At 44.7% G+C, this 16,414-nt stretch carries 14 protein-coding genes; 6 read left to right on the forward strand and 8 right to left on the reverse strand.

Annotation, left to right across the window (positions count from 1 at the left end):
• Window positions 1–4: 4 nt before the first annotated feature.
• A complete protein-coding gene (gene nirK, locus AAAA78_RS15170) occupies window positions 5–1,423 on the reverse strand; it encodes a copper-containing nitrite reductase (protein WP_340592895.1) in 1,419 nt (472 codons plus the stop codon).
• 221 nt (window positions 1,424–1,644) lie between these two features.
• On the opposite strand from nirK, the gene AAAA78_RS15175 reads away from it, so the two are divergent.
• Complete coding sequence (locus tag AAAA78_RS15175) at window positions 1,645–2,103, forward strand: hypothetical protein (protein WP_340592896.1); 459 nt, start codon at window positions 1,645–1,647, stop codon at window positions 2,101–2,103.
• Between the two features lie 148 nt (window positions 2,104–2,251).
• Window positions 2,252–2,938 (forward strand): TetR/AcrR family transcriptional regulator, encoded by a 687-nt coding sequence (locus tag AAAA78_RS15180; protein ID WP_340592897.1) that lies wholly within the window; start codon window positions 2,252–2,254, stop codon window positions 2,936–2,938.
• 301 nt (window positions 2,939–3,239) lie between these two features.
• On the opposite strand, the gene AAAA78_RS15185 is transcribed toward AAAA78_RS15180, so the two are convergent.
• Window positions 3,240–4,430, reverse strand: coding sequence for a lytic transglycosylase domain-containing protein (locus tag AAAA78_RS15185; RefSeq protein ID WP_340592898.1), 1,191 nt, complete (start codon window positions 4,428–4,430; stop codon window positions 3,240–3,242).
• A gap of 31 nt (window positions 4,431–4,461) precedes the next feature.
• Window positions 4,462–5,892 carry a D-alanyl-D-alanine carboxypeptidase/D-alanyl-D-alanine endopeptidase gene (gene dacB, locus AAAA78_RS15190; protein WP_340592899.1) on the reverse strand — a complete coding sequence of 477 codons (1,431 nt, stop codon included), beginning with the start codon at window positions 5,890–5,892 and terminating at the stop codon, window positions 4,462–4,464.
• A 119-nt stretch (window positions 5,893–6,011) separates the two neighbouring features.
• Between dacB and AAAA78_RS15195 the strand changes: the two genes are divergently transcribed.
• The gene (locus AAAA78_RS15195) at window positions 6,012–6,944 is read left to right on the forward strand and encodes a signal peptidase II (RefSeq protein ID WP_340592900.1); all 933 of its coding nucleotides are present in this window, start codon (window positions 6,012–6,014) and stop codon (window positions 6,942–6,944) included.
• A 43-nt stretch (window positions 6,945–6,987) separates the two neighbouring features.
• On the opposite strand, the gene AAAA78_RS15200 is transcribed toward AAAA78_RS15195, so the two are convergent.
• Window positions 6,988–9,660 (reverse strand): RCC1 domain-containing protein, encoded by a 2,673-nt coding sequence (locus AAAA78_RS15200; protein WP_340592901.1) that lies wholly within the window; start codon window positions 9,658–9,660, stop codon window positions 6,988–6,990.
• A gap of 281 nt (window positions 9,661–9,941) precedes the next feature.
• Here AAAA78_RS15200 and AAAA78_RS15205 point away from each other — a divergent pair, with 281 nt between their 5' ends.
• Entirely contained in the window at window positions 9,942–10,727 is a 786-nt protein-coding gene (locus AAAA78_RS15205; protein ID WP_340592902.1) for a DUF4423 domain-containing protein, read from the forward strand.
• A gap of 4 nt (window positions 10,728–10,731) precedes the next feature.
• On the forward strand, window positions 10,732–11,613 hold the full coding sequence (locus AAAA78_RS15210) for a hypothetical protein (RefSeq protein WP_340592903.1): 882 nt from the start codon (window positions 10,732–10,734) through the stop codon (window positions 11,611–11,613).
• 15 nt (window positions 11,614–11,628) lie between these two features.
• Here AAAA78_RS15210 and AAAA78_RS15215 read toward each other — a convergent pair whose 3' ends face one another.
• The 3 genes from AAAA78_RS15215 to AAAA78_RS15225 all read right to left on the reverse strand — a co-directional run bounded on the left by AAAA78_RS15215 (window position 11,629) and on the right by AAAA78_RS15225 (window position 14,687).
• Window positions 11,629–13,185 carry a methyl-accepting chemotaxis protein gene (locus AAAA78_RS15215; protein ID WP_340592904.1) on the reverse strand — a complete coding sequence of 519 codons (1,557 nt, stop codon included), beginning with the start codon at window positions 13,183–13,185 and terminating at the stop codon, window positions 11,629–11,631.
• Window positions 13,186–13,378: 193 nt separating this feature from the next.
• A complete protein-coding gene (locus AAAA78_RS15220; protein WP_340592905.1) occupies window positions 13,379–13,693 on the reverse strand; it encodes a helix-turn-helix domain-containing protein in 315 nt (104 codons plus the stop codon).
• A gap of 166 nt (window positions 13,694–13,859) precedes the next feature.
• On the reverse strand, window positions 13,860–14,687 hold the full coding sequence (locus tag AAAA78_RS15225) for an exonuclease domain-containing protein (protein ID WP_340592906.1): 828 nt from the start codon (window positions 14,685–14,687) through the stop codon (window positions 13,860–13,862).
• Window positions 14,688–14,796: 109 nt separating this feature from the next.
• Between AAAA78_RS15225 and AAAA78_RS15230 the strand changes: the two genes are divergently transcribed.
• Window positions 14,797–15,480: a TorF family putative porin gene (locus AAAA78_RS15230; RefSeq protein ID WP_340592907.1), complete on the forward strand. Its 684-nt coding sequence runs from the start codon at window positions 14,797–14,799 to the stop codon at window positions 15,478–15,480.
• Here AAAA78_RS15230 and AAAA78_RS15235 read toward each other — a convergent pair.
• Window positions 15,452–16,411 carry a flagellar motor protein MotB gene (locus tag AAAA78_RS15235; RefSeq protein ID WP_340592908.1) on the reverse strand — a complete coding sequence of 320 codons (960 nt, stop codon included), beginning with the start codon at window positions 16,409–16,411 and terminating at the stop codon, window positions 15,452–15,454. The genes AAAA78_RS15230 and AAAA78_RS15235 overlap by 29 nt on opposite strands.
• Window positions 16,412–16,414 lie beyond the last annotated feature (3 nt).

Raw genomic sequence — 16,414 nt, forward strand, 5'->3', positions numbered from 1 at the left:
AGACCTACTTTTTACCTGAAGCGCGAATTGCTTTCACTTCTTCAGGAGTTACTTTTTTCTTTGAATTACCCCAAGCGCTGTAAACATAGTTCAACACGTTAGCAGCTTCTTCATCAGAAAGAACTTGGGCAGGCATAATGGAGTTGTACTCTTTGCCATTTACAGTGATTTTTCCTTCTAAACCATGCACGACTGCTGAGATGGCTTTGTCTTTATTGTTATTAAGGAAGTCCGACTTCGCAAGAGGAGGGAATGCTCCCGGTACACCTTGACCATTTGCCTGATGGCAGGCAAAGCAAGACGACTCGAAAATTCTTTTTCCGCGAACAATACTTTCTTCAATAGTCTTCGCTGGAATTAATTTTGGAGCACCATCACCCACTTCTTGGATCACACCGCCCTCAGGAAGATAAATACCGTCTTCAGTTTTACCTGAGTAAACTTCCTTATCGGCGTCACCTTCCACTTTGATCATTCCTAAAGCACCTTTATTAAAGGCGCGGAAGATCGAGTGATCGACAAGAATGAAAGTCCCAGTAGTCTGCAACTTAAAGTCCACGATGGCAGATCCGCCGGCAGGAATCAAAGTAGTTTGCACGTTTTCATTTACTAACTTTCCGCCTTCGACATAAACCTTATCAAAGATCTCCCCGATGACGTGGAATGAAGACACGAGGTTAGGACCGCCGTTTCCGACAAATAAGCGCACAGTCTCGCCAGTTTTTGCTTTCATCGCTTTGTCGCCGACCAGAGCGCCTACGTTTCCGTTAAAGACGACGTAGTCAGGTTTTTCTTCAACAGCTTTAGTCATACTAAACGGCTGAAGTCCCGCAGCTCCGTATTTTCCTTTAGTGTAGAACTCACTTTGCATGACATAAAATTCGCGATCCACTTTAGGTAAACCTTCTTTAGGTTCAACCAAAATCAAACCGTACATACCGTTAGCTATATGCATACCCACAGGTGCAGTTGCACAGTGATAAACATAGAGTCCCGGATTCAACGCTTTAAAGTTGAAAGTTGAGCTGTGGCCCGGAGCTGTGAAGGAACCTTCCGCTCCCCCGCCCTGCCCTGTAACAGCATGCAAGTCGATATTATGTGGCAATTTGCTGGAAGGATGATTGTGCAAATGGAACTGCACGTGGTCTCCCTCACGAATGCGGATGAATTTGCCTGGAACCTTTCCACCGAATGTCCAGAAAGTGTAATCCACTCCGTCAGCGAGACGCATTTTCACTTCTTTTGTTTCAAGATTTACAATGACTTTTGTTGGGTACTTACGAGTGATAGGTGGTGGAACTTCAGGCGCGTCAGTTAATACCGCGACTTCTTCACCTTTAATTTTTTCTTCGGCGTTTGCAACAACGGCTAATAGACATGCCGCCAAAACCGCAAGAGGCTTTTTAACAATTGAGTATTTCATCTTAGTCTCCTTGCTGATGACTCCATTTAATCCTATGAGGAGTTTCGCGTCCATAACATGACGGTGGTCAACTTTGTGGTCTAGAAGAATATAAATCCATTCCGGGGGTGGAGAGGGCGGACCTTTTTGGGTGAGTGTTTCAAAGTTAGACAGGACCAAATGCCTAAAAACAAATAAAAAGGGGGCTTACAAAGTCTCTTTTTTGCACTTTAATGCCGTCGATGAAGACACGTATGCACAAGCTGATGTTGGCGGTATTAATTCTATGCACTTTTTCTGTGACGACAGTCCATGCTCAGGGGCTTTGCTACGTTCCCGTTAAGAACAGCCGCCTCGCCATGGATCAACGAGATGATCAGCGCATGAAATGTTTGAAGCACAAGAAAGGGCAAATCAACGTCACTCAGTGTTTGAATATTGCAAAGTCTATGGAGTATTCAACCAACGCTGAAGATGCACGTTTAGTGTGTCTGTACGATCTTCGCCCAACTTTGAAAGAGTGTTTTGCGATTTCAAAATCAATGGAGTATCCTGATTCAGGAGATGAAGCTCGTTGGGAATGTCTTCGCCGTTTCAATAAAACGATCACGGTAAAACAGTGCAAAAAAATCGCAGACAGCATGAGCTATCCTGCCAACACAGACCGAGCAACTCAGTATTGCTCTTCTGAGTTACAATAATTTTTTCGCGGAATCTAATCTCACTCGCATTCTAGACTTTAGTGTCATTTATTACAAATTTGCAAAAAACCAGACTTGCCGTTGTAATGGATGGTCCCTATTCTGTCCTCATAGGACTCGTTAATCCTAGAAAGGGATAGCTCTTATCATGACTCAATCTATGGAAGAAAAAGCGAAGAAGACTAAGATTATTGTTAAAGCACCAACTCAGGAACGTTCTCGTCAAACAGTCGCAACCATCTTAGATGCCTGTTCTCGTTTGCTGATTTCTGAAGGGTTCTATTCAATCACCACAGATAAAATTGCCAAAGAAGCCGGCGTGAGCATCGGTTCTCTTTATCAATTTTTCGGAAACAAAGAGTCTGTTGTTCAAGCTGTTGTTAAAAATATCATTGAAGAAGACAAGCGTTTGATCAGCGAAAAAATGCGCGCCATCTCTCCCCTTCCTCCGGAACAACGCGTGAAAGGCATGATCGAACTTGCCGTGGAAACAATCCGCCGCAACTCAGAGCTTCGTGCCAAGCTAACGACGATCCAATATTACGTGGCGGACGCTGCTTATATCTCTGAATCTATCCGCTTCTTCCAAGAAGTGGTTCGATACAATCTTCCGCAAATCCCAGGTCGCGACATGGATAAGGTTTCTTATCTTGTTGTAAATGCGTTTATCGGACTTGTGAACACAATGTCGATCGATAAGCCGGAAGCCATCCATGATCAAGGTATCGTGAATGAAATCACTCAATTGTTCTTTAAATATCTAGATATTGAAAATCCAGTAGCAACGGCCACCGTCGGCGCTTCTGCAACTCGCGCAAAGGGCGACTTTATCTAAACCTTTTTTAGTCCGGACTCTGTTGGGGGCCTCGATCGAAGGATTGAAGCCCCTTTTTTATTTGTGGCCTCCGCTGCGGTCGGCACGCCATCCGGGCTCAGTCGCCGCCGCACGTTGTGCGGTTCGCGCCATCGTGGCGCCGACGAAGGCCTCTCTTCGGGAGGTCACAAATAAAAAAGGATCTTCAATCTTTGATAAAATTCATAGAATGGCTTAAAAAGGTTTTTGGATAACTGCGTATTGTGAATGCAGGATTCCGGAAATAAAAAAAGCCTCCGTTTGGAGGCTTTTTTTTTGAGAGCTATCTTGGGCTCTTTTTGTTATCTTCCATCGCGACGGTTCTATTCTTTCTCGCGAGAGAAATGAGTGCGATGTTGTATTTGTCTTTCGGAATCGCGATCACTGTGTGGGCTGGAATCGGAGTTCCTTTGCGGGCTTTTTGCGTCAAGTGTGGGTTGTACATTTGCGCTTTTTCATCGTCGCCGTCAAACCAGCTTACGATCTCTTTGTATTTTACGGACACTGGCAATTTCAGATCTTGAGAGTTAAAAGGCTTTGACCATACAACAGAGCCGAAGTATTTGCCTGCGTTCTTTTCTACTTCAAGAGCGGCTAGGAAACTGGCGTAGAAGTTTCTAGAGGCAAAGCCGAAGCTCTTACGAGACTTCACATTTTGCACAAGTTCTCCCAATTCACGAGTTTCATAGCTCTTTGTCATTTTCAAAACGCCTGTCGGTCCATGGTTGTAACCAGTGACCGCTAAAGGCCAAGAATCAAGCATATTGTAGTTTTGGCGCAAAAGTTTTGCCGCCAATTTAGTCGCCTCTAGCGGGTGATTTCTTTTATCCACCACCGGAGAAATCATTCTATACGGACGAGCCGTGTACGGCATGATTTGCCAGATACCGCTCGCGCCCACTTTCGATCTTGCCATGATGTTGAAAGAACTTTCCACAAACGCCAAACGAGTCAATTCGATCGGCATATTGGCATCGCGGAAGATTTTTTCCATATCTTCTATGTAACGGCCCGAATAGAAAATTGCGTCTTGCATGCGGTCTTTTTGACCCAGTTGAAAACGCAAACGATCTTTTTCTTCTTTAGTGAGCTTCAAACCGATGATGCTTTTAACTTCATCGACTTTCTTTTGTTTTTCACGCTCTGTCGTTAGACCTGTGAGATCCACAACTTCATACACAGTCTCTACATTTTCGGCGTCATGGATGACACCTTGGTTTGTAGAATATTTGGTATAGATATCAATCCAGAATTGAACCTGTTTTTCCATTCCTTTAGGAATAGCAAACGCGTCTTCTTTGTAACCCAAAGCCGAATTCTGGTCTTTAAATACAGGCGCGCGCCATGGACGACTTTCTTCAGGGCTGCGACCGAGAACTTGTGGAACGACTTGACCTGCAATATCGTTCTGCGCAAATGCCACTGGAGAAATCAAAAGACCCGCGTATAAAATTGAGACAGTGATTTTCTTCATCTAACGTTCACCTTCCAGTCACTTCATCGGCTTATTTTACAAGATAGATAAGCAAATTATCAAAAAACGAACGAATCTTCGCCTCATCCGTAGACCCGTTGTAAATAAATGAAAAAGTGATCACATTTCCATCTTCAATACCCGCGTATCCAGCCAGAGAAACGACGTTCGTCAAGAATCCCGTTTTAGCACGAACCCAACGTTCCGCTTTGGAGTTCTTCATGCGCTTTTTGAGCGTGCCATCAATACCCGCGATGGGCAAGGATGTGAGGAACTCCGGCTGGACTTGAAAATCATTGCGCAAATGTTGCAACACTTTCCACATCGCAAACGGTGACATTTTATTTTCACGCGTCAAACCTGATGGCGATTCCAAGCGGTATTGATCCGCGGGAACCCCCAGACTTTGCATGTGCTCATTGATAACTTGCATTCCATCCGCAAGACTTGCGCCCTTTGTTTTTTTTACGGCTCCTAGGTTTTTTGTCAGCATCTCGGCCACATAGTTGTTGGAAAACTTATTCATGTCCGCCACAACTTGCTCAATGGCCTTGCTTTCAGACTCAGCAAGAACATCGGCCTTTTCTGGTGTGACACCGTTCTTGATAGAACCGGTGAGTTGAACACCCCTTTGCGCTAAAAAAGATTTCAAATTATAACCTGCCCAAAGGTCGGGTTGCGTGATGTTCTTAAAGATCACCACTTCTTTAAGTCCCTGTCCGATGGAACCACCGACATGGATGACGTCACCTTCGAATTTCTTATCTTCCTGACGATCCGCAAGGAGTTTATTATCTGATCCCGCCACTGTTTTTGCTTTATTCACCAAGCGGATGTAGTCGTTTTGCGGATCAATGAAAACCTCGGCCCCATTGCCTTTGCCGTTGGAGCGCACAAAAATATTCACAGAATTCCAGTTAAAACTCATCGCTCCTGTTGGTGCATCATAAGCGCGGTCCACACGCTCTTTTTGGCGGCTGACGTCATAACGGACTTTGTCGAATAAAGAGTCATCCACCACAACGTCGCCTTCGATTCTTGTAATTCCGTTGCGCAGGAAGGCGTTTACTAAATACCACATGTTTTCAGAAACAAACGAAGGATCACCGCCCCCTTTTAGATACAGATTTCCTTTAAGAACTCCGTTCTTAGGTTCTGCACTCGCAAGCAACTGTGTTTTAAATTTATGACCGGGAGGAAAATGCGCCAATGCCGCGGAAGCCGTTGCGACTTTTGAAATCGATGCCGGGATCATCGTTTTTTTCCCGTTTATATCCAGAAGAACTTTCATATCCTGGCCTTCACCCACCGTGGCGTACATACCAACATCTGAAAGCTGCACTCCGAATTTTTTAGCCAACGCTTGGAACTCTTTTTCCACATCCGCAAACTTATTTGCTTCAACGGGCTGGGCATGTACGGACAACGAGAACAACAGGACGGCGGCAATAATAAATTTCACGATACTATTCCTCTGTGGTTAGAGCGCGTGCTCTTAGGACTAAGTCTAGGAGTCTAGCCTATGTTAATTGTTATAGTTTTTCTTCGCAAGAACCAGAGTGAATTGTTAGACTGAAGTTCATGAAAAAACGTGAATGGCTCATCGTGATTCTTCCTCTATTGGCGACGTGGTCTTTGGACCGCGTCACTAAACTGTGGGCGACAGGAATCACTCAGTTGCAATCTTTTGGTCCTGTCCACTTCGTTCTGCACCACAATCACGGTGCCATGTTAGGTCTTTTCTCGGATCTTCCATCGGTCTTGCGTATCGTGTCTTTGTCTACGGGCGGGGCTTTTCTTCTTTGCACTTACGCTTTGATTCAATATCTTTTGCCCATCAAGTCCCTGACTTTGCGCACGGGCTTATCGATTTTGATTGGTGGTATTATCGGCAACGTCACCGATCGTATCGTCTGGGGTTATGTTGTCGACTTCATTGTTGTCGGAACTCCTTCTCTTTCAAGTCCTGCCTTTAACATCGCCGATGCTTTGCAATGGGTGGGTTATGCATTGATCGTTTATGCAATCATTCGCGAGGGCGAACTTCTTTGGCCCGAAAACAATGTGCGCAAACAATACTGGGTCAATATGCCTTTCCAATTGAAGTATTGTTTTATTCTGATGGCGGTGGGATTAAGTCTGACGCTTATTTGTTTGGTGTTCTCTTACACCTATATGCGCGTGACGATTCAAGAGCTTGTGGGCAATAACGCCTTCTTGGTGAACAAGTTCCTTGTTCCCTATGTGATCACCTTCGTGATTATCTGTGTGGCCTTTTGCGCGATCTTGTTTGCCGTGGGACGCGTGATTTCTCACCGAATCGCCGGACCTCTTTACGCCTTTGAACGTTTTTTAAAAATGTCATTGGACGGGACATCCACGCCGCTCAAACTCCGTGCGGGAGACGAATTTAAACATCTGGAAGAACTGGCAGAACAAGTCAATGAGCGCTTAAATCAGATTAAAAAAGAGCGCACCGTTCAGGTGATCGAATATTCAGAAGACGAAAATTAAAAAAACCGGGAAGGAAATGCTCCGATCGTGATGATCGGAGTTTCTATTTACTTGTTCCAAGGCTCACTGCAGGAAGGGCGTCGCCCATTTCTCCGGCGCCATCGCCTAAGTTATTTGTATGACCTTGACCGAGTTGACCATTGATATTGTATCCCCAGCACTTCACCATCGAATTATCAAGAAGAGCACATGTGTGATTTTGACCCGTGTAAATTTGCACCGCTGTTCGCCCCGTTCCTAAGCTCACCGAAGGAAGCGAATCTCCCATCTCGCCAGCACCATCTCCCATGGAATTTGTATTGCCTTGACCCAACTGACCATAGTTATTGTACCCCCAGCACTTCACTGTCGAATTATCTAAAAGAGCACACGTATGATTGTTACCCGCTGAAATCTGCACAGCAGTTCGCCCCGCTCCTAAACTAATCGCCGGTAATGAATCCCCCATCTCGCCAGCACCATCTCCCAAAAAATTTGTATGCCCTTGACCCAATTGACCCACGCCATTGACTCCCCAGCACTTTACTGTCGAATTATCTAAAAGAGCACAGGTATGAAAGATGCCCGCAGAAATTTGTAAGGCGGTTCGTCCCGTTCCTAAATTGATCGCAGATAATGAGTCCCCCATCTCGCCAGCACCGTCTCCCAGTCTATTTGTATGACCCTGACCCAATTGACCATAAGTATTGTAACCCCAGCACTTCACTGTCGAATTATCTAAAAGAGCACAAGCATGAGAATCACCCGCAGAAATTTGAACGGCAGTTCGTCCCGTTCCTAAACTAACCGTCGGCAACGAATCCCCCATCTCTCCAGCGCCATCTCCTAAATTATTTATGTGACCTTGACCCAATTGACCATAGTTATTGTACCCCCAGCACTTCACTGTTGAATTATCGAGAAGGGCACAGGTGAAATGCGACCCCGTTGAAATTTGCACGGCAGTTCGTCCCGTTCCTAAATTGATCGCCGGTAATGAATCCCCCATCTCGCCAGCACCATCTCCTAAATCATTTGTATGACCTTGACCCAATTGACCAACGCTGTTGGAGCCCCAACACTTCACTGTTGCATTATCGAGAAGGGCACAGCTGTGATAATAACCCGCCGAAACTTGCACGGCGGTTCGCCCCGTTCCTAAACTAATCGGAGGTAACGAATCCCCCATCTCTCCAGCGCCATCTCCTAAATTATTTATATGCCCCTGCCCTAATTGCCCATAGGTATTGTTGCCCCAGCACTTCACAGTTGAATTATCGAGAATAGCACAAGTGTGATTGTTACCCGCCGCCATCTGCTTAAATCGTCGTGCTCGTATTAATTCCGGATCTTGAACTTTCACCAAACGCGAAGGAGAGGTTCCAAATTTAAGCGCAGGAAGAGCGTTACCCATTTCTCCGGCAGCGTCGCCTAGGTAATTCATATTCCCCTGACCCAGTTGCCCCCAACCATTGAAGCCCCAACACTTTGCCGTCGAATTGTCTAACAGAGCACAACTATGATTTATGCCAGCGGAAACTTGAAGAACCGTTCGCCCCGTTCCTAAATCGACTGCCGGTAACGAGTCTCCCATTTCCCCAGCCCCATCACCCAAACTATTTGTATGACCTTGTCCTAACCGACCGTTGCCATTGTAACCCCAACACTTCACGGTGGAGTTATCTAAGAGGGCGCAAGTGTGATTACCACCAACAGAAATCTGTACCGCCGTGCGACCGGTTCCTAAATCAACCGCTGGCAAAGCGTCGCCCATTTCTCCAGCGCCATCTCCTAAGACAGTGGTATTGCCAATTCCAAGATTACCATTGGAGTTATTTCCCCAGCATTTGACGGAAAAATTATCTAGAATAGCACACGTGTGGTTATTCCCGGCGGCTACCTGACGGGCAGTACGCCCCGTACCCAAATTAATCGCAGGCAAAGAGTCACCCATTTCACCTGCGCTATCTCCAAGCGATGCCGTACTCCCCTGACCTAATTGACCGTTGTTATTGTATCCCCAACACTTCAAAGTAAAATTATCCAAAAGTGCACACGTATGATCGCTGCCTGTCGCAATTTGCAATGCTGTTCGGCCCGTTCCTAAATTCACTGCGGGTAGTGCGTCACCCATTTCACCTGCGCCATCTCCTATTTTATTGATGTGACCTTGCCCTAGGTGTCCTGCTGAGTTTAATCCCCAACACTTCACCGTAGAGTTATCCAACAGAGCGCAAGTGTGGTTGTTTCCCGCAGCCAGTTGTCGAGCCGTGCGGCCTGTTCCCAAGTCGATCGCAGATAATGAATCTCCCATTTGTCCGGAAGTATCTCCGATGTTATTCGTATGTCCCTGTCCTAATTGACCCTGTAGATTGCCGCCCCAACACTTCACAGTGGAGTTATCCAAGAGTGCACAGGTATGAAGGCCACCGGCTACGATCTGCACGGCAGTACGATTTGTTCCTAAATTTACTGTTGGCAAGGAGTCACCCATTTCGCCTGAACCATCACCTAGATTATTCGTATTGCCAACCCCTAGCTGACCGGAGCCATTACCACCCCAACATCTCACTGTTGAGTTATCTAAAATTGCACAAGTATGATTTTGCCCGCCCACAACCTGCTTCACCTTCACCGAATTCTTCTGCGACCACATTGCTGTCGGCAACATGCCTCCGGCGAAGACAGAACTCGCCGTCCCGAAAAATATAAAAAGAGAAAAAATAAAACTATTCATCTTAAGTCTCCCTGATACGCAGCCCTCCTCTTGTATCGGGAACTTCAATTTTTCGCTGGATATTGAGACATTAATTTGTGCTGCAGGTCGATCAATAAATGCAGCGATTTTTGAATGAAAACCTCTATGACTCCTGACAAACACTTTTGATGTTGCCAACGATAATTCAGCAACACTATTTGCGCTACTTCCAGTCACTGTAAGCTAAAAAAGCCCTACGCATATTGTAACAAATTGAATGTCGAACCAAGTATCCTATACGTTCTTTACTAATTAAAAAAATGGAACTGTCATTGAAAAAAAGTACGGCTTCTCTTACTGACCAATTTTATACTTCAAAACTCCTGGAGGAGTTTCATCGCAGGAAAGATAAAAACCCACGCTACTCTTTAAGATCCTACGCTCATTTTTTAGGCCTTAACTCCGGTACGCTGTCTTCGATTCTGCAAGGAAAAAGACCTTTGCCCCAGAAAGACATCGAAACCGTTGTGCATAAATTGAAACTCGCCGCTACTGAAAAACGACTCTTCATTGAAAGTGTTAACAAAAAAAACTCTGCTATCACACCCAAAGAATCTTTCTATCTTAACCCCGACCAACTTCAGATCATTTTTAATGAGTGGGAATACTTTGTAATTTTAGCCGTTTTTAAACTTGAGAACTTTGAATGCTCCGCGAAGTGGATTCATCGAAAAACAAAAATACCCATCGACCGGGTTCAGATATGTCTCGATGTTCTTTTGTCTTCAGGTCTTATCAGGCGAAATGAATTTGGACACCTTGTGCGCAGTCAAAAAGCTCTTCACACCTCACATGGGGTGCCATCGGAGGCGATTCGTCGTGCCCATAAAAACAATCTTCGTATGTCTCTAGAAAAACTGGAACAAATACCTGTTGAAGAAAGAGATTTTAACTTCTTCACGGTGGCTTTAGATAAGACTCGTTATAATAAATTAAAAAAGGCCATTCTAAAATTTAGAGATGAATTATCCCGATTGGATGATCTTTCTAAAAAACACCGCGTTTACAGAGTCGGTGTTCAGCTCTTTCCCCTATCCTATGATTAAAAGGATGCCGATGATTTCTTTCTTTATTTCTCTATTTCTTCTTTCCCCGCAGAGCCGAGCTTCTACAGACTGGGTCGGTAATGGTGGAAACCTCATTGAATGTCAGAATCCGTACCGCCTTAAGCTTCTCGATTATTATGAAGGTCAATACAGAAGAAATCTTACGATGGACCTGGGTCCGGCCGATTCGGTTAATGAAAAGGTTCTGTCCGTTTTGAATCGCCTAGAAAAGATCAACCCTTCAAGAGCCCAAATTTATAAAATGTGGTTCCGCGAATTCCATAAAGAGGTTGAATTCTTCCAAGGGCATAAGTTTGTCCCCACTCCAGATACAGGCACTCTAATAATACCGAACAATTGCGAAATTATACAGATTGGCGCTCAGAGACCTGACAACCAAATTATGCCGGGAGACTCCCGTTACTTAATTAGCGAAGACTTATGGAAACGAACAAGCTCTGAAGATCGTGCGGGACTTATTTTACATGAACTCATCTATCGCGAAGGAATCGGCCTCGAGCAAACGACGTCTACACGTGTAAGATATTTCAATCAAATTATCAGCTCTAGAGAATTTGAAACTTACGACAGTATTAAAATGCTTAAACTGATACAAGCCGTGGGATTTAGATACGTCGATTATTATGGAGTTCCCATTGATCTAGAGCATGCCGGATATTATCCAAGCGGAGCTGTCCACAGGGCCTTTGCGACAGGCGGCGAATATATCCAAGGGCAGAACAGAATTTCTCTGAAAAGTGAATGGGTTGTCTTTAACGAGGATGGGACCATTCAGTCTATTCAAAAACGAGAATCAGCTATTACAGAAGACGCGGCCGAGAATTCCCACAGAAAGAAAAATAAGAAAGTAAAGGGCACTTTTTAGGTGCCCTTTTTTATTTTAGCTCGCAGTATTGAGCGGCAATAAGTCTTCATTAATTGAAACCGCGGTTTTGGCAGGAACTGCCGCAACCTTCGCCGGTTTCTTAGCAAAAGACTTTGCTACAGGCGCAGCCGACTGATGAGGATGGGCCCCTTCACCTTTAATGACTTCAACCAATGTTGAAATCACATTGCTCATGCTCTCAGCCTGAGCCGATAATTCTTCTGCTGAAGCCGCCGCTTCTTCCGAAGAAGCCGCATTGATTTGCGTGACCTGATCCAACTGATTCATCGCTTTACTGATTTGCGTGATACCATTGGCTTGCTCCGTACTTGCCGAAGCAATTTCATTATTAATCTGAGTCACTTTTTTAACGGATGTCAAAATATCACCCAAGACAGTTCCACTGCGTTCCGCCTGTTCACTGCCTGTTTCGATTCTTTCCACGCTGGTCTTAATCAACTCCGTAATGTCTTTCGCCGCAGAAGAACTGCGTTGCGCAAGACTGCGAACGGCTTCCGCCACAACCGCAAAACCTTTACCTTGCTCTCCGGCGCGAGCTGCTTCTACTGCTGCATTCAAGGCCAAAAGATTGGTTTGGAAAGCGATATCATCAATCACGTTGATGATCTCAGCAATTCGTTTTGAATCATTCGAAATATTTCCCATGGAAGAAACCAAAGCGCGGATTTCTTGCTCACCACGAGAGGCAATTTCGCTTGTTTCATTCGACAACTGCGCCGCTTGGCTGGCGTTCTCAGAATTCACCTTCACCATGGAAGAAAGTTCTTCGATGGTTGCTACCGTTTCTTCAAGTGAAGATGCCTGCTCTGTCGTCGCCTGAGAAAGCTCTTCAGAAGAAGATGCAATTTGCTGAGCCGCACTCGACACTTGATCTGAAGCGCTTGTCAGATTCTCGATCACGCTGTTGATAGCTTTACCCAAAGAAATCAACACGAAACTTGCAAACGAAACTCCCAAGAGAATTGCAATGCCGCTGGTAAGAAGAACCAAAAAGTGGGCTTGCTTATAGTCAGCAGCCGCTTGCTCTGCATCTTCCACCATGCGCTTTTCATTGCGATCTACAGTCGAGTTGATAATTTCTTCGCCGATTTTTCTAAGCGGAGATCCTTTTTCGTGACTTAAAGTGATCGCGCGTTTGTTATCCCCGTCCGTAGAAATTTTGCGAACCTGTTCCGTAAGACTCCACCAAGCTTGGTAGTTTTCACGAAACTTGGTCATCTCTTCTTTTCCAGCTTCCGTGGAAATTTCATAAAGACCGTCGATCTTTTTTAGCATTTCGTCATGGCGCTTGTCCATCAATTGACCAATCGCCTGCATACCTTCGTTTGTTTCTTCCAGAACAAAGGTTCGCTCATTCATCATTTGCAAATAGAACAAAGCTTTGATGTCTTTCACAAGCGACACACGGGCACTGCGTTCTTTCACAATGCGATCCAGCGTTGCGTTGAGCATTTCCATGCGACTTAAACCGATTCCTGCGATGACGGCAGAACCCAAAATAAGAATCCCCATCACTAACGCCAACTTAAAATTGAGACTTCGTTTTTTCATTTACACCTCCGCAATATATCTCAAAATATTTTTCAAAATTTAAATAATAAAATGCCTTTAGCCCTCCAAGGACTTTCAAACTTCAAAAATCATAAATAAAAAGCCGTGCAGAGTTGCACAGCATCCGGAATTATTTTCTAGTAAACAAACTTAACTTAGTTTCGGAAAAATATTTTAGAACTTAAGCACATTACTAATTTGTATCTCCAGAAATTTTCACGGGACGCAAGATAACTTCATAAATTCCCGCGTGAAGATCTTGTTTCAGATCACTCACGTCAATTTGTATCACGGGCTTCACCGCTTGCTGTTGTGTCGTCTGACGTCCATACAAACTATCAATTGAGATTTGCAAAGCATCACACACACTGAAAACTTGTTCGATGTTGCGTGGCTTTTGCCCTCCCATCCAATGATAGAGTGTCTTTCTGGAAACTTTCGAACGGCGCTCTAGATCTGCAACAGACAATCCACGCTCCAACATTACTCGTTTTAGATTTTTCGCCATGTTCATATTTTATTCCTCGGAATAAATAATTAAAAGTTTGACCACTTTCTCTGTGCCGAGCCAGCAGTCTCACATAAGAGAATTTTTTCCCTCTTCAAGGAATTATTAGAGTGATGAATAATTTTAGGAAAAAAGTGATAATGCTCGTCGTTTCACAAAGGGAAATTTAAAAAACAATCGCAACGTCACTAATGCGAGTGAGATAATATCTTTTTGCAGTTTGATCTTTATGACAAAAAGCCTGCAAATAATCTCCGTCGGGATTTCTCACAATACCGATCGGAGTAAGTCGGCGGGTTTCGCCTTTCGCGGAACCGCCTTGATAAATCATATCGATGTCTTTTTTGTTTTGAGTGGCTTCGATAAGATTTTTCAACTGATTGTCCGTGGAAAACATCAATGAATAGTCTTTCCACCAAAGATTTTTTCCCTGGCTTTTGATAGCCCCGGCTAAGGTCATTTCCTCGCCCATTTTTTGAAAACATCCCAGCGCTACATGCAAACATGCTTTGGCATCATCGTACGCGCGGTGAGCTTGTCCACCATCAATCGCCATATGCTTAACCAATGTTTGCAGTTTATGGTTTTCAACCCCATGAATCCACTTTCGCGAAAGCAGGCTGGTGCAAAGCGCGGGCTCTGACGGCAACGGCAATCGCGCTTTTTCAAAATCAATGGAAACAAATCCCATATCAAAGGGAGCATGGTGAGCCATGACGACAGAATCTTTAAAGAAGGCATGAATCTCGTGAATTTTTTCAGACATCAACGGTGCGTCTTTCACCATCTCGTTGGAAATCCCATGAATGCCGATGATGAAATCGCTCATCAATTCGCGCGGTTTTAATAAGAACTGTAAACGGTCGACCTCTTTACCCTTGTACCATTTCACCGCGCCAAACTCGACAATGTCATAACCAATGGGATAAGCTCCGCTGGTTTCCGTATCAAAGGCAACGTATGTATATTCGTTCAAAGGAAGATCTAGATTCATAAGCTTCAGAATTTATACTGATCTGGGCTTTTGGTCCAGTTCCTCCGAGGTCTCTTCAGCGAAATCTTTGTTTTTCGCTTATGAATGGTTCACAATGAAACGACTATCTATGCGAAGATACATTGCTTTTATCATTATTCTATTCTCTTCATTGCGAGTTTTTGCCGCCGAGGGCAACACCTCTCCCACCTTTCAGCTTTCGGGAGACGTGAGTCTTCTTTCTCATTATGTCGAGTACGGGCTTTCGCAGTCGGATAAGTCACCGGCCTTGCAAGGATCTTTTTGGTTTAACTTTGGCCCGCAGTTTCGTTTGGGACTTTGGGGTTCTAATACAAACTTCGAGCATAGCGATGATCACTTCAACTTGCGCATGAATGCTGACATCAAGGTGTCGTTCTCTGCGACAACACATTTGATTATCACTTACAGTAAAAGTCAGTACTATAATGGCGGCGATCACAACGGTGATTTATTGGGCGGTCATTTTCATTTTGGCGACTATAGAATTCTTTACGACAACAACAGCAACTGGGAAGGCACGGATCACCGTTCTTCCCGTTATGCTTTCGGAAAAGTTTCGACGGTTTTCGGTTCTTGGAAATGGGATAACGAAATCGGTTACAACACTCCCAGCGTCGACAATATCAATCCTTACTTTGATGCTCGAACGGGATTGGGAACAAAATGGGGTGTGATCTTTTTTGAAGGAGCCCTCACTGGAACTAGCGAGAGCTCTCAATTTAATGGCGCGGGAGATTTCTTTTTTATTCTGTCTGCGTCGACGGATCTTTAATTCCCGTCTCTTCTTTGAGTTCCTGATCAACTTGTTTTTTCAAATCTTTCGGGGCTTCCGCTTTTTTGCGGTTGCTGATTTGATTCACGAAGTTGTCATACACAGACATATCCACACGTGACGGACCAAAAAGGGCTTCGAGCTTGCGCGGTTTACGACCGTCAGAAGTCAGCTCTTTTTGCGCGATCTTTACACGGATAAAACCAATCAATTTTGCCGGATCAATCTCACCACGTTTTTCTTTCACGCTGATACCGCCAACAACACTCACCGTGTTGCTTTCCAGTGAAGCCAGAATCTTGTTGCGAACAATATCAAATCTTTCTGACGCCACTTTATTCGCGGACATCACGCTGCCGTCTGGAACCGCTTGAACGAAAAGTCCCGATGTGATTTTGATGTCAGCATCTTTAAGACCGCCCGTCACCCCTTTGATTTTATCCATGACTTTAACAAAGTTGGCGTTCGGTTGCGCCGTGCCTCTTTCAAAAAGCATGTAATCAGGAATATCAAAGTCATAACCTTCCGGAGTTACAACCACGTTTTTCGCCACATCATTCATTTGATCAGCCAAATACGCAGCAACAACTTTTGTTGAACCCATATCCAAAAGATTTGGAGTTTTATCAACGGGCTCCATAAAACTTTGGAATGCTTTTAAAGGCTCATTCAAAATATCCAAGAATAATTTTTCCAACGTCAGTTCTGCACCGAAGTTTTGGAAATTGTATTCAATCACGGACGGCGTCGAGAAATAATCCGACACGGCTTTCTTCGTCTCTTCAGATTGACCCAGGAGCCACATCACGAGGAAGAAGGCCATCAAAGCTGTCATGAAGTCGGCAAGGGCGACCTTCCAGGATCCGCCGTGGCCACCGCCTCCAGAGACAATGATTTTTTTGATGACTATCGTTTGTTTCTTTTCAGCCATTTT

Origin of the sequence: Bdellovibrio sp. BCCA, from assembly GCF_037996825.1 — a bacterium.
Taxonomy (GTDB): domain Bacteria; phylum Bdellovibrionota; class Bdellovibrionia; order Bdellovibrionales; family Bdellovibrionaceae; genus Bdellovibrio.

What these genes read in the sequence shown, in the direction of transcription:
- nirK (WP_340592895.1), bottom strand. Translation starts at nt 1,423, where the DNA reads ATGAAATACTCAATTGTTAAAAAGCCTCTTGCGGTTTTGGCGGCATGT.
- AAAA78_RS15175 (WP_340592896.1), top strand. Translation starts at nt 1,645, where the DNA reads ATGAAGACACGTATGCACAAGCTGATGTTGGCGGTATTAATTCTATGC.
- AAAA78_RS15180 (WP_340592897.1), top strand. Translation starts at nt 2,252, where the DNA reads ATGACTCAATCTATGGAAGAAAAAGCGAAGAAGACTAAGATTATTGTT.
- AAAA78_RS15185 (WP_340592898.1), bottom strand. Translation starts at nt 4,430, where the DNA reads ATGAAGAAAATCACTGTCTCAATTTTATACGCGGGTCTTTTGATTTCT.
- AAAA78_RS15195 (WP_340592900.1), top strand. Translation starts at nt 6,012, where the DNA reads ATGAAAAAACGTGAATGGCTCATCGTGATTCTTCCTCTATTGGCGACG.
- AAAA78_RS15200 (WP_340592901.1), bottom strand. Translation starts at nt 9,660, where the DNA reads ATGAATAGTTTTATTTTTTCTCTTTTTATATTTTTCGGGACGGCGAGT.
- AAAA78_RS15205 (WP_340592902.1), top strand. Translation starts at nt 9,942, where the DNA reads ATGGAACTGTCATTGAAAAAAAGTACGGCTTCTCTTACTGACCAATTT.
- AAAA78_RS15210 (WP_340592903.1), top strand. Translation starts at nt 10,732, where the DNA reads ATGCCGATGATTTCTTTCTTTATTTCTCTATTTCTTCTTTCCCCGCAG.
- AAAA78_RS15215 (WP_340592904.1), bottom strand. Translation starts at nt 13,185, where the DNA reads ATGAAAAAACGAAGTCTCAATTTTAAGTTGGCGTTAGTGATGGGGATT.
- AAAA78_RS15220 (WP_340592905.1), bottom strand. Translation starts at nt 13,693, where the DNA reads ATGGCGAAAAATCTAAAACGAGTAATGTTGGAGCGTGGATTGTCTGTT.
- AAAA78_RS15225 (WP_340592906.1), bottom strand. Translation starts at nt 14,687, where the DNA reads ATGAATCTAGATCTTCCTTTGAACGAATATACATACGTTGCCTTTGAT.
- AAAA78_RS15230 (WP_340592907.1), top strand. Translation starts at nt 14,797, where the DNA reads ATGCGAAGATACATTGCTTTTATCATTATTCTATTCTCTTCATTGCGA.
- AAAA78_RS15235 (WP_340592908.1), bottom strand. Translation starts at nt 16,411, where the DNA reads ATGGCTGAAAAGAAACAAACGATAGTCATCAAAAAAATCATTGTCTCT.